This is a genomic window from Bradyrhizobium sp. (assembly GCF_035935975.1).
GTDB lineage: Bacteria > Pseudomonadota > Alphaproteobacteria > Rhizobiales > Xanthobacteraceae > Bradyrhizobium.
Genome location: NZ_DASYWN010000063.1, coordinates 58,705 through 77,062 on the forward strand (window position 1 = coordinate 58,705; position 18,358 = coordinate 77,062).

An 18,358-nucleotide genomic window follows, 5' to 3' on the forward strand; every position below is an offset into this window, starting at 1 on the left:
CATGCATGCCAGCCCTACATCGACAGCCGCCCTGACAGCGCTACGGTCCTTCGCAAGCCGCGATCTGCGTGCGTTCACCGGCCTCTCCGAGCGGACGTCGCTCGACGACGTCGCAGTCCTGTTCGATCTCGATCGATCCTCGCCTGGCCTGGGCGTTCTCGGCAGTGCCATGCATCGGACCAACTGGTTCAATGCTGCTGCCGCAGGCTTCTCGCGCGGCATGCGGGTATGGGCCGACGGCGAGGTCGTCATGCTGATCGACGCAACCCACGTTGAACTCGTCGATTCGCTGTCCTCGCTGCTTGACGAGCTCGGTGAGCCGGAGGCGAGGCTCAACTCGTTTCAGGGAACGTTCGAGGTCGAGAGCAACGAATATGTCTACGCTGGGCGGGGGCTGACGCTGTATGTCGACCACGCAGCCGAAACGCCGCTTCGGATCGCGGCATTCGCGCCGTGCGAACTGCAACGCTATCAACGCGACCTTCGGCTCGATCTCCGTCAGAGGCGGTTGCCGCCATCGCGCAGTCCATCGCAGGACGATTCCCCATGACCGGCCTCACCGACTCTCCGAAACTCATCAAAGGCGGCCTCGTGGTGCTGGCGCCGGGCGGCGGCACGGTGCGGCGGCAGATCGCACTCCAGTACAATCCTGACACACTGAGCCGCAGCTACCAGGTTCAGGGCACGGGCGGCGACGGCACGGCCGGCGGGCGCGCGCAGCCGTTCCGGCTGAAGGGTCCGGCGATCGAGACCATCAAGCTCGACGCCGAGATCGATGCCACCGACCAGCTCGCCGATCCCGACGCGCATGCCAATGCGGTTGCCTTCGGCATCGCGCCGCAGCTCGCCGTGCTCGAGGCACTCGTCAATCCCAGCGTCGACGATCTGCTCGGGGTCGCGAACCAGGCCGACGGCGGCACGCTGGAGATCCTGCCGCCGGAAGCGCCGCTTACCTTGTTCGTCTGGAGCAAGAATCGCGTCGCGCCGGTGCGCGTCGCCGAATTCTCCATCGTCGAGGAAGCCTTCGACCCCGGGCTCAATCCGATCCGCGCAAAGGTCTCGCTCGGCCTTCACGTGATGAGCACCGACGATCTCGGCTTCTCGCATCGAGGCGGAACGATCTTCCTCAGCTACTTGCGAACCCGCGAAGCGCTCGCCGGCCTCACCGGCGGCGCCTCGCTGGCCTCGCTCGGCCTTACCAGCCTGCCCTGACGGAGCGCATGATGTCCTCGGATCCCGTCCAGATGCTGATCGATGCCGGAGCGTTTCCGGACAATACGTTTGCGCCGAACAGCCGCTACCACGGCGTGGCGATCGGCCGGTTGAAGCGCAGTGCCGACGATCCCGGCCTCGCCTATGTGCTGCGCCGCTTCATCCCGCAAGGCCGCGACATAGGTATCGCCGGCGAGCACATCGTCAATGCCGGCGAACGGCCCGACACGCTTGCGTCCAACACCCTCGGCGATCCCGAGCTGTACTGGCGTATCGCCGACGCCAATGTCGTGACCGATCCGTTCGATCTCACCGACACACCCGGCGAGCGCGTGCAGATCCCGCGTCCGAGCGGGACGTAAGGAGGCAACCGGCAATGATGCAAGGCGGCGTCCAGCTCTCGCTCCAGATCGGCCCGGCCCCCGTGCCGGCGCCGCGCGAGGTGCTGGAGACGCTGACCCACGCCAAGATCGAGATCGGATCGGGCGATGCACAGAGCGGCTTCGAGCTGACCTTCGACCTGCCGGTCCGCTCGCCGCTGCGCACGATCTTCCTGCTCGCCGGCGGCGGTGCGCTGCCGCCGCTGCTTCGTGTGGTGCTGATCGTCACCATCAACGGCACGGCAGAAAGCGTCATCGACGGCATGGTCACCAATGTCGAGACCCAGCCCGGCACCGGCGGGGTCGGCAAGCTCGTGATCAAGGGCAAGGACATGTCGGCGCTGATGGACATCATCGAGCTGCCCGGCCTGCCCTTCCCGGCGATGCCGCCGTCGGTGCGGGTGCTCGCGATCCTCGCCAAATACGCAGCCCTCGGCGTGATCCCGATGGTGATCCCGAGCGTGCTCGACATCCCGCCGATCCCGATCCAGCAGATCCCGCAGCAGACGGGCAGCGACTACGCCTACGTCAAGAAGCTCGCGGGCGAAGCCGGCTACGTCTTCTATCTCGAGGCCGGCCCGGCACCCGGTGCCTCGAAGGCCTATTGGGGACCGGAGATCCGCTTCGGCGCGCCGCAGCCGGCGCTCACCACCAACATGGATGCGCTCACCAATGTCGAGGAGATCTCGTTCAACTTCGACAAGGAACGCAAGATCATGCCGATCGTGTTCTTCCAGGAGAGCAACAGCAAGGCGCCGATTCCGGTTCCGATCCCCGACATCACACCGATGAGCCCGCCGCTTGGCCTGGTGCCGCCGCTGCCGCCGAAGATCGAGAAGCTCGCCAACACCGCGCATCTGTCCGCGCCGCAGGCGCTGATGGCGGGGCTCGCTTATGCCAGCCAGCACAGCGACAGCGTGTTCGGCAATGGCAAGCTTGACGTTGCCCGATATGGGCGTGTGCTGAAGTCGCGGCAACTGGTCGGCGTGCGCGGCGCGGGCCTGCCCTATGACGGGCTCTATTACGTCAAGAACGTCACCCACGAGATCGAACGCGGCTCCTACAAGCAGTCGTTCTCGCTCGCGCGCAACGCGCTGATCTCGACCGTTCCGCAGGTGCCGACATGAGCGATGCGCCCCTTTACGGAAAATATCGCGCGGTGGTGGTCAACAATGTCGACCCGCTGCAGATCGGCCGGATCCAGGTGATGGTGCCCGACGTCGGCGCCGTCATACCGACGAGCTGGGCGATGCCGTGCGTACCGACCGCAGGCATCAATGCCGGCTTCTTCACGGTGCCGATCATCGGTGCCGGCGTCTGGATCGAGTTCGAGCGCGGCGATCCGGACTATCCGATCTGGGTCGGGTGCTACTGGGGCAGCGCGGCCGAAGTACCGGTGCTGGCGCATGCGGTGCCGCCCGGCGTGCCCGGCATCACCCTGCAAACCCCGCTGAAGAACGGCCTCACCATCAGCGACGTGCCGGGACCGACCGGCGGCATCCTGATGCAGACCACCACCGGCGCGATGATCTCGGTCAGCGATGTCGGCATCACCATTTCCAACGGCAAGGGCGCGGTCATCACGATGACGGGGCCGACCGTCGACGTGAATCTCGGCGCACTCACGGTGATCTAGGAGGAACACATGCCCGCTCCCGTGCTGCATCTTGGCGCCACCGTGCTGTGCAGCCACGCCGGACAGGCGATGCCGATGTCGCCGTTCCCGCGCGTGATGCTGTCGGGCCAGCCCGCGGTCAATCTCACCAGTCCCTATGCGATCGCAGGCTGTTCGCTGACGGGCTCGGCGCCGCCCTGTGTGACTGGCCAGATGGTGATGGGCGCGGCGCGGGTGATGATCGGAGGCGCACCGGCCGCGACCATGATGGGGCAATCGGTCTGCACGCCCACGGGCACGCCGATGCTCCCGGTGGTCGCGCAGATGCGCGTCATGGCAACGTGAGGGGAGGACGATGTGAGCAACGAGCTCGATTTCCCCTATCATTTCGACGACCAGGGCCGCACGGCCACCACCGATCGCCTCGACCATATTCGCGACCTGATCGAGCAGGTGCTGTTCACCATGCAGGGCGAGCGGGTGATGCGGCCGGATTTCGGCGCCGGGCTGCTGTCGCTGGTGTTCGAGCCCAATTCGGTGACGCTCGCCGCGACCACGCAGATGCTGGCGCAGGCCGCGCTGCATCAGCATCTGTCGCATCTGATCGCCGTCACCTCGGTCGAGGTGATCAATGACGATGCGGTGCTGCGCGCCGAGATCCGCTACGTCGTGCTGGCGGACCGGACCAGCCAGCTTGCCAGCATCGCGCTTCCGGGAGGCGGGGCATGAAGCAACATTGCTGCGATCCGCGCCGGCTCGACGTGCTCAAGGCCAAGGGCAGCGCCAACGCCATCGAGTTCATCGAGGTGCTCGACCTCGCCTCTCCGCCCGGCGCGCCGCGGCAACAGACCCTGCTGGTTCGGCTGCTGCATTCCGGCTCCACGCTGTCGCCGGACAATCTGCGCATCACCGGCGGCGAGCGGATCGCGACCGTCGGCGTGGTCTGGTGCGCGCCGGCCGATGCGCTGCCTGCCGAAGCCGAGCCCGGTCTCGTCGACACCGTCGACGATCTTCCCCGTACCCTGGTGGTGCGCACCGACAGCAGCGGCGATTATTCGATCTATACGTTTGGCATCTTCGCCAATTCCGGCTCGCCCCTGCCGCCGGCGGGTTTCGATCCGAAGCTGTCGCTGATCGATTTCACCTTCAAGATCGAATGCCCCTCGGACTATGACTGCGCGGACACCACACCCTGCCCGCCGGTGCCGCGCCCGCGGCCCGATATCGACTATCTCGCGCGCGACTATCAAGGTTTTCGCCGGCTGATGCTGGACCGGCTGAGCCTGCTCGTGCCTGGATGGCAGGAGCGCTCGGCGGCCGATCTCGGCGTCACCCTGGTCGAACTGCTCGCCTATGCCGCCGACAATCTCGCCTACCGCCAGGATGCGATCGCCAACGAGGCCTATCTCGCCACCGCGCGCCAGCGCATCTCGGTGCGGCGCCACACGAGACTGGTGGACTATCACCTGCATGAAGGCTGCAACGCGCGCGCCTTCGTGCATTTCGACGTGAACGGGCAGGACATCGCTCTGGACAAGGGCACGCAATTGCTGACCCGCGTCCCCGGGCTCGACATGGTGCTGACGCCTGGCTCGCACGCCTTGACCGATGCGATCGATAGCGGCGCCGAGATGTTCGAGACCGTCGCGCCAGCCGTGCTCGACCAGCAACAGAACAGTCTCGCCTTCTATGCCTGGGGCAACAACGGCTGCTGCCTGCCGCGCGGCACCACGCGCGCGACCCTGCGCGGCCACATCGACACGCTTGCCGTCGGCGACATCCTGATCTTCGAGGAGGTCATCAGCCCGACGACCTTGTCCGCGGATGATGCAGACCCCAGGCATCGCTGGGCCGTGCGGCTGACCGAGGTCTCGCTCACGAACGATCCGTCCGGCGGGCTATTCGATGAGCCGGCGGTCGACGGCCCTGTCGACGTCACCGAGATCGCCTGGAGCGACGCGGACGCGCTGCCCTTCCCGCTCTGCCTCACGGTGGAAGATCGCCCTGAGCTTCCGATCAGCGTCGCCCGCGGCAACATCGTGCTGGTCGATCACGGCCGCACGCTGGCGCCCGAGCAGCTTGGCACGATGCCCCGCTCCAGGCTGAAGCAGGCATCATCCGCGCCGGGCAATTGCTGCACCTCGCCCCCCGAATTGATGCTGCCGCCGCGCTTCCGTCCGGTGCTGGCGAACAGCCCCTTGACGCAATCGTTCGATCTTGGCGCGCTGCTGGCCGTTCCCGTCAGCAAGGATCAGCCGTGGTGGGCGGCGAGTGCGCTCAGCCTGTTGTCGCCGCGCGATGCCACTCCCGCCATTGCCGATCTGATCGGACAGGTCGCCGGCATCACCGAGCACTGGCTGCCGCGGCGCGATCTCACGGGCAGTGCGGGCAACGCTCCGCATGTCGTGGTCGAGATCGACAATCACAACCGCGCTTTGCTGCGGTTCGGCGACGGCCTGCTCGGCAAGCGTCCGGCCGAGGACACCGCCTTCACGGTGACCTACCGGACCGGCAACGGCACGTCAGGCAATGTCGGCGCCGAAGCCATCGCGCATATCGTCAGCACGACGAACGGCGTGTTCACCGACATCCGCAATCCGCTGCCCGCATCCGGCGGCATCGAGCCCGAAGACATCGAGGCGGCCCGGCGCGACGCGCCACAGGCGTTCCGCACCCAGGAGCGCGCGGTGACCGCGGCCGACTATGCGGCCGCCGCCGAGCGGCGCGCGGACGTGCAGCGCGCCGCCGCAACCTTCCGCTGGACCGGAAGCTGGTACACCGTCTTCGTGACGCCAGACCGTTTTGGCGGCGGCGCGGTCGACGCCGCCTTCGCCGCGCAGCTCCGCAACCATCTCGAGCGGTTCAGGATGGCCGGCTACGATCTCGACGTGCGGCCGCCACGCTACGTGCCGCTCGACATCACGCTCCATGTCTGCGTCAAGCCGGACTATTTCCGCGCCGAGGTCGCGCAGGCGGTTCGCGCCGTGCTGTCGAGCTCGGTGCTGCCCGACGGTACGCTCGGCCTGTTCCATCCCGACAATTTCTCGTTCGGCGATCCCGTCTATCTCAGCCGCATCATCGCGGCTGCCCAAGCGGTCGAAGGCGTCGAGGCGGTGCAGGCGGAAAAATTCCAGCGGTTCATTTCGCCGCTGGCGACATCGCTGGATGACGAGGTGATCCCGATCGGCAGCCTCGAGATCGCGCAGCTCGCCAACAATCCGAGCTTCCGCGAGCGCGGCCGGCTCATCATCGAAGCGGGAGGCGGCAAATGACGCTACCAGTCCCGGTGATCAAGCCCACCGCCCTGCCCGCCGGCAGCGAGACCTGCGGCTGCTGCGCCGGTGTCGAAACCGAGACGCCGCAAGGCATTTTCAACCGCTACGGCCTCTCCGCCATCGCCTACCGGATCGGCGACTACGGCCAGTTCCGAGACAGCCTGCATGCCGCGCTGTCCTCCGCTTCATTCGCCCCGCTCGGCAAGCTGCAAAGCCGGAGCGACGACGATTTCACCATCGGACTGATCGACGCCTTCGCCTGCGCCGCCGACGTGCTCACCTTCTACCAGGAGCGCATCGCCAACGAATCCTATCTTCGCACCGCGCTGGAGCGCGTCTCGCTGCAGGAGATGGGCCGGCTGATCGGCTACCGCCTGCGGCCGGGCGTCGCCGCCGAGACCTGGCTCGCCTTCACGCTGGAAACGCCGCCTGCACCGCCGCCAAAGCTGTCGCCTGAACCGGGCAGCTTCGTCACCGGCGTACCCGCGCAGGTGTCGATCGAGATCGGCACCAGAGTGCAGAGCGTGCCGGGGCCGGACGAGAAGCCGCAGACCTTCGAGACCGTCGAGCGGCTCGACGCCGCGCGGCCGGCCTGGAATGCGATCCGCCCCTGGATGGCGGAGACGCGGCGGCCCGGCAAGGACGACACCGTCATGTATCTCGCCGGTCAGCGCAACAATCTGAAGCCGGGCGATGCGCTGCTGATCGCCGGCGATGCCTTCAATCCCGGCACGAACGACAGCAATTGCGATTTCCGCTTCATCGACAGCGTGGAGCTGCAATCGGATTTCGACCGCACCAAGGTCACCTGGCAGCTCGGTCTGTCCGGCGTCTCCTCCGCCCAGACGTCGAAGGTCTATGCCTTGCGCAAACGCGCGGCTCCTTTCGGCCACAACGCGCCGATGTGGGCGTCGATGTCGAGCGATTTCAGGAGCAACTATCCTGGCGGTTCCAGTGCGACGGACTGGCCCGATTACACGATTTCGCCGGCGGGTGCGACGCTAACCGGCGGCTTCATCGATCTCGACACCGTCTATTCCGAGGTCCGCGCCGGCGGCTACGTCGTGCTTACGATGGCGGCGATCCCTGCCATCGTGATCATCCTCGACGCGATCAAAAAGTCGGACGGCGTCTTCGATTTTGGCGCGCATCTCGACATCTTCAAGGTCACCGATGCGGACGAAATATCACGCGCGGAGTTCGCGCTCAGCGGCAAGGTCACACGGCTGCAATTGCAGGGCTCGAATTACAATCGCTATGCAGACCAGGTTCGCCGCTGTACCGCGTTCGTACAGTCGGAGGAACTCGCACTCGCCTCATATCCCGTCGACGACGCTGTGACCGGCGACAGCATCCCGGCGGCCATCAGCGTCGATGGCCTCATTCCCGGACGGCGGCTGATCCTGCGCGGCAATCAGGCTTCCGGCGGCCCGGCCGTCGCCGTGCAGGCACGGCTTGTGTCCGCCCAAGCGGTCGATGCCGGCCGCTGCATGCTTCAGATCGACCCACCGCTTGCCGGCGGTCTCGACCGCGGCAGCGTTGTCGTTCACGCAAACATCGTGCCGGCCTCGCACGGCGAGACGGTGACGCAGATTCTCGGCTCGGGCGACGCCGCCCAACCATTCCAACAATTCGAGCTGAAGCAGCTGCCGCTGACCTATCGGGCCGCCGGCAATGAGAGCGGTGCGGCCAGCGAGTTGACGCTGCGGATCGGCGAGATCGCATGGCATGAGCGCGCGACGCTGTATGGTGCAGCCGCGACCGAGCACGCCTTCACGCTCGACGTCGACGAACAGGGCCGCAATTTCGCGAAATTCGGCGACGGCGCCAGCGGCGCACGGCTGCCGAGCGGGCTCAACAACGTTCGCGCCACCTACCGCAAGGGAATCGGTGTCGCCGGAAACGTCCGCGCCGAGACGCTGAGCCAGCTCCTGTCGCGCCCGCTCGGACTCAAGGGCGTGAGCAACCCGCTGGCCGCCGAAGGCGGCAACGACCCGGAGCCGGCCGATGCGGCACGGCGCAGCATTCCGCTCGGCGCCCGGACGCTCGGACGCGTCGTATCCGTGCTCGACTATGAGGATTTTGCCCGTGCCTTCTCCGGCATTGCCAAGGCGCAGGCGCAGGTGCTGCAACTGCCGCGGGGCAAGACCGTCGCGATCACGATTGCGGGGCCGCCCGAAGCTCCCGTCAATTCCGCAAGTCCGGTGTGGACCAATCTGCTCGCGGCGCTCAAGGCCGGCGGCGATCCGCATGTCGCAGTGATGCTGTTGCCCTACCAGCCCTCCACGTTCCGGATCGGATTGAGGGTCAAGCGCGATCCCGACTTCGACGCCAAGACCGTGCTCGCCGCAGTCGAGGCAGCACTGCGCGCGCACTTCGCCTTCGACGCGCGCGAGCTCGGCCAGCCGGTGCAGCAGTCCGACGTGATCGCAGCCGCGCAGTCGGTGCCCGGCGTCGTCGCCGTCGACCTCGTCAAGCTCTATGGCGGCACGACGCCTTATGCCCAGACCATTCCCTCTCGCCAGGTCCGGCTGCTGGCGTCGCGGATGCATGTCGAGCAGGGCATGGCGAAGCCGAGCGAGCTCTTGACCCTGAACCCGGCGCCGTTCGCCTTGCTGGAGGAGATGGCATGAACAGCCTCACCCCGGAACGGCTCTACGCCCTGTTGCCGGCACTGCACCGGCTGCGCGACGCCGCGATTGCGGGCGATCCTGCCAAGGCCGGCCCGCTGCAAGCCCTGCTTGCAGCCTTCGCCCGCGAGTTCGCCACGCTGGAAGAGTCAATCGACCAGCTCTATGACGACCAGTTCATCGAGACCTGCGCCGAGTGGGTCACACCCTACATCGGCGACCTCATCGGCTACCGGCCACTGCGCGGGCTCGGAGGCGAGCTGGCCTCGCCGCGCGCGGAAGTCGCCGACACCATCGCCTTCCGCCGCCGCAAGGGCACCGCGCTGATGCTGGAGGAGCTCGCGCATGACGTGACCGGCTGGCCGGCCCATGCGGTCGAGTATTTCGAGCAGCTCACCACCACCCAATACATGAAGCATATCCGGCTGCACGCGCCGGCGACCTGCAATCTGCGCGACACCGCGGCGCTGTTCCGGCGCGACGGCGCCTTCAACAGCATCGCGCACACCGCGGAGATGCGGCGGCCGGAACACGGTGCCGGACGCTACAACATTCCCAACATCGGCATCTTCCTGTGGCGGCTATTGTCGCTGTCGCTCACCGCCGTACCGTTGACGCCGGATGCAGGCGACGCAAGTGGCCGGAAATTCCGTCTCAATCCGCTCGGCGCGGACATGCAGCTGTTCCGCTTCGCCCAGTCCGAGGCCGACATCTCGCATCTTGCCGAGCCCATCAACGTGCCGGAGCCGCTGTCGATACGGCTGATGGCGATGGCCGTGCGCGCGGCGCAAGCGACAGCCCAGCCTGACACGCAGCGCGAGGACGATTACGGCGATGGCGAGAGCCTGGTGTTCTTCACCCCGGGCAATCCGCCCGTCCCGGTGCCCACAGCCAAGGTGCGCGTCTGCGACCTCCGCGACATCCTCGACGGCGGCGGCAACGTGATCGGCTGGGCGCATGAGGCCCAGGTGATTGCGGGCACGATCGGCTTCGATCCCGAGCGCGGCCGCGTGCTGCTCGGCTCCGCCGCCGACGGGCCGCTGCTCGCAACCTTCCACTACGGCACGGCGCGCCAGATCGGCGGCGGCGAATATCCGCGCGTCCCAGCCGAGGGCGATATCGGCAATGAGCAAGCCGTCGACGCCGGTGGCGTGTTGCAGGGCAAACTTGATCTGATCAGAACCGGCGGTCGTCTCACGATCGGCGACAGCCTGACCTACTCGGAAACACCGATCTTCAAAGTCGACGACGTCCTCGGCAATGCCACGCCGCACCACGTCGTCGTCGCCGCGCATGACCAGACCCGCCCGCTGCTGGCGGCGAGCGGCGACATCACGCTCGATATCGGCGCGCGCGGCCGGCTCACGCTCGACGGACTCGTTATCTCCGGCGGCGCGCTCCGGCTCGCGGCCTTTGCCGATGTCGAGCCGCGGGAGCTGGTGCTGCGCGACTGCACGCTGGTGCCGGGCCTCGCATTGAACGGTGACGGCAGTCCGGTCTCGCCGGGCGTGCCGAGCCTGATCGTCGAGCATCCCTTCGCCAAGGTGACCCTGGAGCGCTGCATCACCGGCCCGATCCAGGCCGTCACCGACGCCGAGGTGACGCTGACCGTCTGCATCATCGATGCCGGCGCGCCGGAGAGCGTCGCCTTCGCCGCTGATGACGCGGGCGGCCCCGGCGCCGAATTGACCCTCGCCCAATGCACCGTGATCGGCAAGGTCCACACAAAACTGTTGAAGCTCGCCTCCAACACCATCTTCTTCGCCGGGCTCGGAACAAAGCCCGCGGAAAAATGGATCGCGCCCCTGCTGGTCCAGCGCCGCCAGGAAGGCTGCGTCCGCTTCTGCTACGTACCGCCGGGCTCGATCACGCCGCGCAAATTCCATTGCGTCCCAAATGATACTGCGCTCACGGCGCTGCCGCTGTTCACATCGCTCCATTACGGCGATCCCGGCTATGCGCAGCTGCGCCGCACCACCAGCCTCGCGATCCGCGCCGGCGGCGACAATGACAGCGAGATCGGCGTGCTCAACGCATTATTCCAGCCGCAGCGCGAGGCCAATCTCAGGCTGCGTCTCGACGAATATCTACGTTTCGGGCTGCACGCGGGCCTGTTCTTCGCGAGTTGACCGAGTGCATCGGAGGCTATCATGGGTGCCGACTTCTCACGCGTTCGTCTCGACCCGCTGCTCGACTTCGCCGGCCTGGAGCTGAAGCAAGGTGCCGTTCTGCTCGACGGCGACGCCAACGAGCTGATGGCGATCCTCGATCGCAGGCTGCGGGCACTCGCCAGCGACGTGCTCGGCCGTGCCACGGTGTCCGCGACCACGCCGGATGCATTCAAGCTCGGCGTTGCCGGCAGTACGCTGGAGATCGGCAAGGGGCGGCTCTATGTCGACGGCCTGCTCGCGGAGAATCACGGCCTTGCCGATCTCGACAAGCGCCTCTTCGACGACCTGATGGCCGAGACCGTCTTCACCGACAAGCTCACCTACGAGACGCAACCCTACCTGCCGGCCAAGGTGCGGCCGCCGTTGCCGACCGCAGGCCGCCATCTCGTCTATCTCGACGTCTGGAATCGCGAGCTGACCTATTTGGAGCGTCCCGAGCTGGTCGAGATCGCCGTCGGCGTCGAGACCAGTTCGCGGCTCCAGACGGTGTGGCAGGTCCGCGTGCTCGACACCGATGCCGGCGACAACACCGATTGCGCGACGCCGGACGAGGATATGCCGGGCTGGAATGCGGTGATCGCACCGTCGACCGGCGTGCTCACGACAGGCACGTTCGACGCAGCGCCGACCACCGACCCTTGCGAGCTGCCGCCGACCGGCGGCTTCCGCGGCCTCGAGAACCAGCTCTACCGGGTCGAGATTCAGGACCCCGGCCAACCCGGCGGCAACGCGACCTTCAAATGGTCGCGCGAGAACGCCAGCATCGGCTCGCGCGTCGCCAGCATAATCTCGGCCAGCGAGCTCGAGCTCGACAGCCTCGGTCGTGATGACGTGCTTCGCTTCAACACCGGCGACTGGGTCGAGATCGTCGACGACGCCAGGGAGTTTTCACAAGCCGCCGGCGAGATGCGCCGCATCACCGTCACCGAGGCAACCCGCCGCATCACCTTCACACCGGCGCTTCCGGCCCCGATGCTGCCGCCGAACTTCCCCAACAGCGACTGGCCGAAGCAGACCAATTTGCGGGTGCGGCGCTGGGACCAGAAGGGAAAGGTGTTTCGGACCGATGCCAGCGGCACGCCGGTGCAGATCGGCGATCTCGACGCCGCCGGATCAACCGGTGTGATCAAGGTGCCCGCCGCTGGCACGACCATCCTGCTCGAGGACGGCGTCACCGTGAGCTTCGATTCGACGGGACCTGCGGGCTTTCGCGCCGGCGACTGGTGGGCCTTCGCCGCGCGCACGGCGGATGCCAGCGTCGAGTTGCTCGACCGCGCGCCGCCGCGCGGCATCCACCACCATTATGCAAGGCTCGGCATCTGGGATGTCGGTGCCAAGAGCGTCACCGACTGCCGTCACCCGTGGCCACCGGAAGGCGGAGGCCACGACTGCGCCTGCACGGCCTGCGTCACGGTCGAGCAGCACGAGAGCGGCAGCTTCACGATCCAGGACGCCGTCAACAAGCTGCGCGAGACCGGCGGCACGATCTGCCTCGGACCGGGCCAATATGTGCTGCGGGCGGCCGTCACGATCAACCAGGCGAAATCGATCCGTATCGTCGGCAAGGGCCCGGCGACGCTGCTGGTGGCGCCGGCCGGCGCCTTCGCGATCCAGGACTCCTTTGCAATCGCGATCGAAGACCTCGCGATCATCTCGCTGGCGCGCGATCCGACCATCGACGTCTCGACCTGCATCGGCCTCGGCCTGACCCGGCTCGCCATCGCGGCCCTCGGCACCGAGAACGCGCAGCTCCCGGCGGTGGTGCTGCGCGGCCTGGTTGCCGCTGCGAAGCTCTCCGAGAACGCGATCTTCGCGCCGGTTGCGATTGCGGGCGGCGGGATCAAGGGTACCGAAGGCGGAGCCGAATTCCTGCTGGCGGCGGCTGTTGCCATCGAGGAGAACGTCCTGCTGTGCCAGCGTGGCGCCATCGCCTTCGCCGACGAGGTGCTGCATCTGCTCGCCACACGGATCGCACACAACGAGATCCTCGGCTGCAGCGACACGGCCGTCGCCGCCCAGGGACTGGCGCTGCCCGGTGCCTCGCTCGCGATCGACGGCAACAGCTTCAACATCAACGCCCACGGCATCGCCTGCGCGGCGGCAGGTCTCTGGATCGAGCGCAACCAGCTGCGCAACTGGTCGCCCGGCGACCATGTCGGGATCGGGCTGATCCCCGGGCTCGACCGCCGCGGCACGGCCGTCGCGCACATCCTCGCCAACCAGATCCACGGCTTCGGCACCGCCGGCATCAAGGTGATCGCGGCATCGCAGGATCTGATCATCAAGCTCAATGCCATCGACACCTGCGGTGCCGGGATCATGCTCGGTGGCGCCACCGACGCAGCCGCAGTCTCGATCGAGAACAACCACATTCGCAACATCGGCCCCGCGACCGAGAGCGACAACGGCAGCGTGGTCGGGATCGAGGTGATCCGCGCCGAGAGCGCGACCATCGCCGGAAATCTGGTTCGCGCTATCGGTGTTGCGGCGGTGAAGTCGGCGCTACGCGCCGGCGTCCTCACCTTCGGCGTCAACCGTCCGCGCGTGAGCGGCAACGAGATCGTCGAGATCGCACCCGCCAAGGGCTTCGTCGGCACCAGCGCCGGCATCATGCTCCGTGCGCCGCAGACCCAGATCGAGGTCAACCATAATACGGTGCAGCGCGACCTTGCGCCCGTTGCCGACGACTCCACCGGCAACTGGCTCGCGCTGACGACGGCCGAAGTCAATCCGAGAACACCATTCGGACAGGCCGGTGAGAAGGTTACCATCCGGCTCGGTGACGGACGTATCCTGGCGCTCGGCGCCGATTATGCATTCGTCAAGGCCAGCCTCGCCGCCAACGACACCGAGGGGGCGCGGGCCGGCATCATCGGCAACACGCTCTCCGCCCGCGGGCCTGCCCCCGCCGTGCTGGTTGTCGCCGGTCAGGAATGCCTGTTCAACGACAATCGGGTCGAAGCCAGCAACAAGAGCATCGCCGTAGCGCTGGAGAGCGCGATCGCCATCATCAGCACGAACCGCGTGCGCGGCGGCGAAAGCTCGATCCGCCTCGCCAATGCGCGGGCCATGACCGTGCTCGGCAACATCACCACCGGCAACATCATCATCCCCGGCGGCATCGCCAACACGCCGTGGGCACCGCTCAACGTGATAGGCTGACCTTAGGGAGATCATGCGATGCGCACCTTCATCGTCGGCGAAGAGACCAAGCTCAAGGCGGTCAGCGAGAAGCTGCTGCATGCCAATCTCAGCCATGTTCGCAGCGAGGCTGCGCTCAAGGCCTTGCAGGAAGCCAATCCGCATGCCGACCTCAGCAAGCTCGCGCGTGGCACCGTGCTGTTCGTGCCGGACACGCCGGGGTTCAAGGTCAGCACGACCAGTTCGGCCACCGAAGGCCCGCTCGAGGCCCTGAAGGAGCTGCTGGACCAGGCGCTTCGCCAGGCGCTCGATGAGACCTCAGCCGGCAACAGCGCGCGCCTCGCGGATCAGGAGCAGACCGTGAAAGCGTTCGACGACAGCGCTGTGAAGAAGGCGATCGGTGACCCCACGATCGGCGGCCAGATCCGCGACAGCGTCAATGCCGTCAGGAAGGGTTTTGAGGCCGACCGCGAACTGGCCGCACGCGCGGAGAAGAACATCACCGAAGTCGGCAAGGCCGCGATTGCCAAGCTCAACGAGCTCGGCAAGACCCTTGGGTGATCTTTCCGCGCACGGCCCCTCTTAATCGGGCCTTCACACCGCGCAGTAGCGCTCCTGGATGTCCTTGTCCGCGAGCAACGCGGCAGCACTGCTCTCGTGCACGACCTCGCCCTGGTCGATGATCACGGCGCGGTCGGCGAGCCGCAGCGCCCATTCGACGTTCTGCTCGACCAGAAGCAGCGTCTTGCCCTCGTCTCGCAGGCGGCGGAACAGCACGCCCATCTCCTCAACCAGGACAGGCATGATGCCCTCCGAGGGCTCGTCGAGCAGGATCATCTTGGGATCGGCGATCAGCGCGCGCGCAATCGCCAGCATCTGCTGCTCGCCGCCGGAGAGCGTCACGCCCTCCTGGTCGAGGCGCTCCTTCAGGCGCGGAAACGTCTCGGCGATCTCATCGATCGCGACCCGCTCCTCGATCTCGCGGCCGGCGGCGACGAGGCCAAGCCGAAGGTTCTCGCGCACAGAGAGGCCGGGGACGATGCGGCGCTCCTCGGGCACATAGGCCAGGCCAAGATGAAACCGCTGATGGGCGCGGAGCGGCAACAGCTCCTTGCCCGCAAAGCGCACACGGCCGGTCGCCTTTGGCATCAAGCCCATCATCGCGCGCAAGGTCGTGGTCTTGCCGGCGCCGTTGCGGCCGACCAGCGCGACCACCTCGCCCTGCTTCACGTGCAGCGAGATGCCGTGCAGGATGTGGCTGGCGCCATACCAGGCGTGGAGATCGTTGATTTCGAGCAGCGCGGTCTCAGCCATAACCTTCACTCTGTCCGAGATAGACCCGGCGGACTTCCGGGTTGCTCCTGATCTCGTCGGGCGCGCCGTCCGCCAAGAGGCGACCGTGATGCAACACCACCACGCGCTTGGAGAGGCCCAGCACCATCTTCATCTTGTGCTCGACGAGGAGCACCGTGCGCTTCTCAGCCAGACGTTCGAGCAGCGCGACCATGTCCTTGGTCTCTTCCGGCCCCATGCCGGCTGTCGGCTCATCCAGCAGCAACAGCTCCGGTTCCGAGACCAGCGCGATCGCGATCTCCAGCGCCCGCTGCTGGCCATGCGACAGGAATTTTGCCAGCTCGTTCCGCTTGCCGAGCAGGCCGACTGCGTCGAGCGCGGCATCGGCCTTCGCGTTCAGCTCCGGCAGCCGCGCACGGTTGCGCCAGATGTCGTAGCTCACGGTCAGCGCCTGCGCCGCCACACGGACGTTCTCGTGCACGGTGAGGTCCGGGAAGATGTTCGTGATCTGGTAGGAGCGCGAAATGCCCTGATGCACGAAGCGGTGCTGCGGCAGGCCGTTCAGCTCGCGTCCCCGGAAATGCAGTTTTCCAGACGTCGGCGTCAGCGCCCCGGAGAGGATGTTGAAGAAGGTGCTTTTGCCGGCGCCGTTCGGCCCGATGATCGAGGTGAGCTGTCCCGCTGCAAAGGACACGGTGATGTCTTCGAGCGCGACAAAGCCGCCAAAATGCTTGCCGATGCCCTCGGCGCGGAGCAGTTCGCCGCTCATGGCCGCGCCTTTCCGACGCCGAGCGCGTCCAGCAACGTGCCCCAAATGCCCTTGGGCAGAAACAGCACGAACAGCACGAAGATCGCGCCGACAAAGATCTGCCAATGCGGCGTCCAGACCGAGATGACGTCCTCCAGGATCAGGAACGTGGCCGCGCCGACGAACGGCCCGAAGAAGCTGCGGGCGCCGCCGAGCAGCACCATCATCACGATCATGCCCGATGTCTGGTAGTGCAGGATATCCAGCGGCACGATCGACAGATGCAGCGCCAGCATGCAGCCGCCGAGCGAGGAGATCGCCCCCGACAGCATGAACACGATCAGCTTGCTGCGCTCGACATTGTAGCCGCAGGCGCGCGCCCGCTGCTCGTTCTCGCGAATCGCCTCGATCACCGCGCCGAACGGCGAGTTCAGGATGCGCGACTGGAACCACATGGCGAGCGCGGCGAGCGCCATCAGCACGTAATATTTGTTGACGGGGTCGAGGAAGTTGACCGAGAGCCCGAACAGGCTGATGCGGTCGACGGTGAAGCCGCGCAGGCCGTTCTCGCCGCCGGTGAAGGACGAAGCCTGCAGCGCGACGTAATAGACGAGCTGCGCCAGCGCGAGCGTCACCATGGAGAAATAGATGCCGCGGGTGCGCGTCGAGACGATGCCGATCGCGGCGGCAAGGCAGGTGCTGAGCAGCATGGCAATCGCGACCGCCGCGAACCAGGGTACGCCGTAGCGGCCGATCGCGATTCCCGTGAAATAGGCGCCGGCGCCGAAAAACGCGGCCTGGCCGAACGACAGCAGCCCGGTGTAGCCGAACAGCAGATTGTAGCCCATCACCACGACGCCGTAGATCAGGACGTTGACGGCGAGCGCCTGCGACGGCAGCAGCCAGGGCAGCACGGCCAGCACCGCGATCGACAGCAGCACGCGCTGCTCGAGAAGCCAGCCGAGCCCAGCGAGACTAGGTTTGGCGACCGCTTCGCCACTCGATGGTGACATCACGCGGTCCTCCCTCTCACGCCGAACAGGCCCTGCGGGCGGATCAGCAGCACCACCGCCATCAACGCGAACATGACGATGGTCGCCATTTCAGGCGCGAACAGCGCCACCAGGCTGATGGAAATACCGACCATGAGGCCCGCCACGACCGCGCCGACGATCGAGCCAAGGCCGCCGATCACCGTCACCACAAAGGCCTCAGCCAGCACCAGCGAGCCCATCTCCGGATTAACGCTGCGCATGGGGCCAGCGAGCACGCCGCCGAGCGCAGCAAGCCCGACGCCGAGACCGAAGATCGCGAGCCAGACGCGGCCGATGTCGACGCCGAGCACCTGCATGATCATGGGATCGCGTGCTCCCGCACGGACGATCAGGCCGATACGGGTTTTCTCCAACGTCAGCCACAGCACCAGCAGCACCACCGCTACCAGCGCGATGACGAACAGGCGGTAGCGCGGGAAGAAGCCGATCCCGAGGTCGAGCACGCCGATCAGCTGCGGCGGGGTCGGAAACGGAATGCCGTCGCTGCCGAACACGATGCGCACGCCTTCAACCAGGATGTAGCTGAGGCCGAAGGTGAGCAGCAGCGGATCGTCGATCGAGCGTCCATAGAGCCTGCGGATCAGGACGAACTCGATCAGCATGCCGAAGGCGCCGATCAGGATGGGCGCGAGCAGCAATCCCCACCAAAAACTTCCGGTGAGCGATGCCAGATACAGCCCCGCATAGGCCCCGATCATGAACAGCGCGCCGTGGGCGAAATTGACCACCCCGAGCATGCCGAACACGATCGTCAGTCCAAGCGCAGTGATCACCAGGACCGCCCCAAGGGCGATCCCGGAGAGAAGCTGCATGATGATCAGCGACAGGTCCATCGTAC

At 66.6% G+C, this 18,358-nt stretch carries 16 protein-coding genes; 12 read left to right on the forward strand and 4 right to left on the reverse strand.

All coding sequences use genetic code 11. The annotated features are described in order from the left end of the window. Position 1: 1 nt before the first annotated feature. The 12 genes from VGR99_RS38975 to VGR99_RS39030 are packed head-to-tail and all read left to right on the forward strand — an operon-like array spanning position 2 to position 14,985. On the forward strand, positions 2–550 hold the full coding sequence (locus tag VGR99_RS38975; protein WP_326905256.1) for a hypothetical protein: 549 nt from the start codon (positions 2–4) through the stop codon (positions 548–550). After that, on the forward strand, positions 547–1,212 hold the full coding sequence (locus tag VGR99_RS38980; protein ID WP_326905257.1) for a hypothetical protein: 666 nt from the start codon (positions 547–549) through the stop codon (positions 1,210–1,212). Before VGR99_RS38975 ends, VGR99_RS38980 begins: the two co-directional genes overlap by 4 nt. 8 nt (positions 1,213–1,220) lie before the next feature. Continuing rightward, on the forward strand, positions 1,221–1,574 hold the full coding sequence (locus VGR99_RS38985) for a Base plate wedge protein 53 (protein WP_326905258.1): 354 nt from the start codon (positions 1,221–1,223) through the stop codon (positions 1,572–1,574). 14 nt (positions 1,575–1,588) lie between these two features. Then, entirely contained in the window at positions 1,589–2,719 is a 1,131-nt protein-coding gene (locus VGR99_RS38990; protein WP_326905259.1) for a hypothetical protein, read from the forward strand. After that, positions 2,716–3,228 (forward strand): phage baseplate assembly protein V, encoded by a 513-nt coding sequence (locus tag VGR99_RS38995; RefSeq protein ID WP_326905260.1) that lies wholly within the window; start codon positions 2,716–2,718, stop codon positions 3,226–3,228. The genes VGR99_RS38990 and VGR99_RS38995 overlap by 4 nt, the downstream gene beginning before the upstream one ends. A gap of 9 nt (positions 3,229–3,237) precedes the next feature. After that, positions 3,238–3,552, forward strand: a complete 315-nt coding sequence (locus tag VGR99_RS39000) for a hypothetical protein (RefSeq protein WP_326905261.1) — start codon at positions 3,238–3,240, stop codon at positions 3,550–3,552. A 12-nt stretch (positions 3,553–3,564) separates the two neighbouring features. Next, positions 3,565–3,936, forward strand: a complete 372-nt coding sequence (locus VGR99_RS39005; RefSeq protein ID WP_326905262.1) for a GPW/gp25 family protein — start codon at positions 3,565–3,567, stop codon at positions 3,934–3,936. After that, positions 3,933–6,479 carry a putative baseplate assembly protein gene (locus VGR99_RS39010; protein WP_326905263.1) on the forward strand — a complete coding sequence of 849 codons (2,547 nt, stop codon included), beginning with the start codon at positions 3,933–3,935 and terminating at the stop codon, positions 6,477–6,479. Before VGR99_RS39005 ends, VGR99_RS39010 begins: the two co-directional genes overlap by 4 nt. Continuing rightward, positions 6,476–9,115, forward strand: coding sequence for a putative baseplate assembly protein (locus VGR99_RS39015; protein ID WP_326905264.1), 2,640 nt, complete (start codon positions 6,476–6,478; stop codon positions 9,113–9,115). The genes VGR99_RS39010 and VGR99_RS39015 overlap by 4 nt, the downstream gene beginning before the upstream one ends. Continuing rightward, positions 9,112–11,241, forward strand: coding sequence for a hypothetical protein (locus VGR99_RS39020; protein ID WP_326905265.1), 2,130 nt, complete (start codon positions 9,112–9,114; stop codon positions 11,239–11,241). Before VGR99_RS39015 ends, VGR99_RS39020 begins: the two co-directional genes overlap by 4 nt. A gap of 21 nt (positions 11,242–11,262) precedes the next feature. Further along, positions 11,263–14,445 (forward strand): DUF6519 domain-containing protein, encoded by a 3,183-nt coding sequence (locus VGR99_RS39025; RefSeq protein WP_326905266.1) that lies wholly within the window; start codon positions 11,263–11,265, stop codon positions 14,443–14,445. A gap of 18 nt (positions 14,446–14,463) precedes the next feature. After that, positions 14,464–14,985 (forward strand): hypothetical protein, encoded by a 522-nt coding sequence (locus tag VGR99_RS39030; protein ID WP_326905267.1) that lies wholly within the window; start codon positions 14,464–14,466, stop codon positions 14,983–14,985. A 33-nt stretch (positions 14,986–15,018) separates the two neighbouring features. On the opposite strand, the gene VGR99_RS39035 is transcribed toward VGR99_RS39030, so the two are convergent. From VGR99_RS39035 to VGR99_RS39050, 4 genes are read right to left on the reverse strand one after another with little or no spacing between them, the layout of a single operon-like run. Next, positions 15,019–15,738: an ABC transporter ATP-binding protein gene (locus tag VGR99_RS39035; protein ID WP_326905268.1), complete on the reverse strand. Its 720-nt coding sequence runs from the start codon at positions 15,736–15,738 to the stop codon at positions 15,019–15,021. Beyond that, a complete protein-coding gene (locus tag VGR99_RS39040; RefSeq protein ID WP_326905269.1) occupies positions 15,731–16,486 on the reverse strand; it encodes an ABC transporter ATP-binding protein in 756 nt (251 codons plus the stop codon). Before VGR99_RS39040 ends, VGR99_RS39035 begins: the two co-directional genes overlap by 8 nt. Further along, a complete protein-coding gene (locus tag VGR99_RS39045) occupies positions 16,483–17,478 on the reverse strand; it encodes a branched-chain amino acid ABC transporter permease (protein ID WP_414645223.1) in 996 nt (331 codons plus the stop codon). Before VGR99_RS39045 ends, VGR99_RS39040 begins: the two co-directional genes overlap by 4 nt. After that, entirely contained in the window at positions 17,478–18,353 is an 876-nt protein-coding gene (locus VGR99_RS39050; protein ID WP_326905271.1) for a branched-chain amino acid ABC transporter permease, read from the reverse strand. The genes VGR99_RS39045 and VGR99_RS39050 overlap by 1 nt, the downstream gene beginning before the upstream one ends. Positions 18,354–18,358 lie beyond the last annotated feature (5 nt).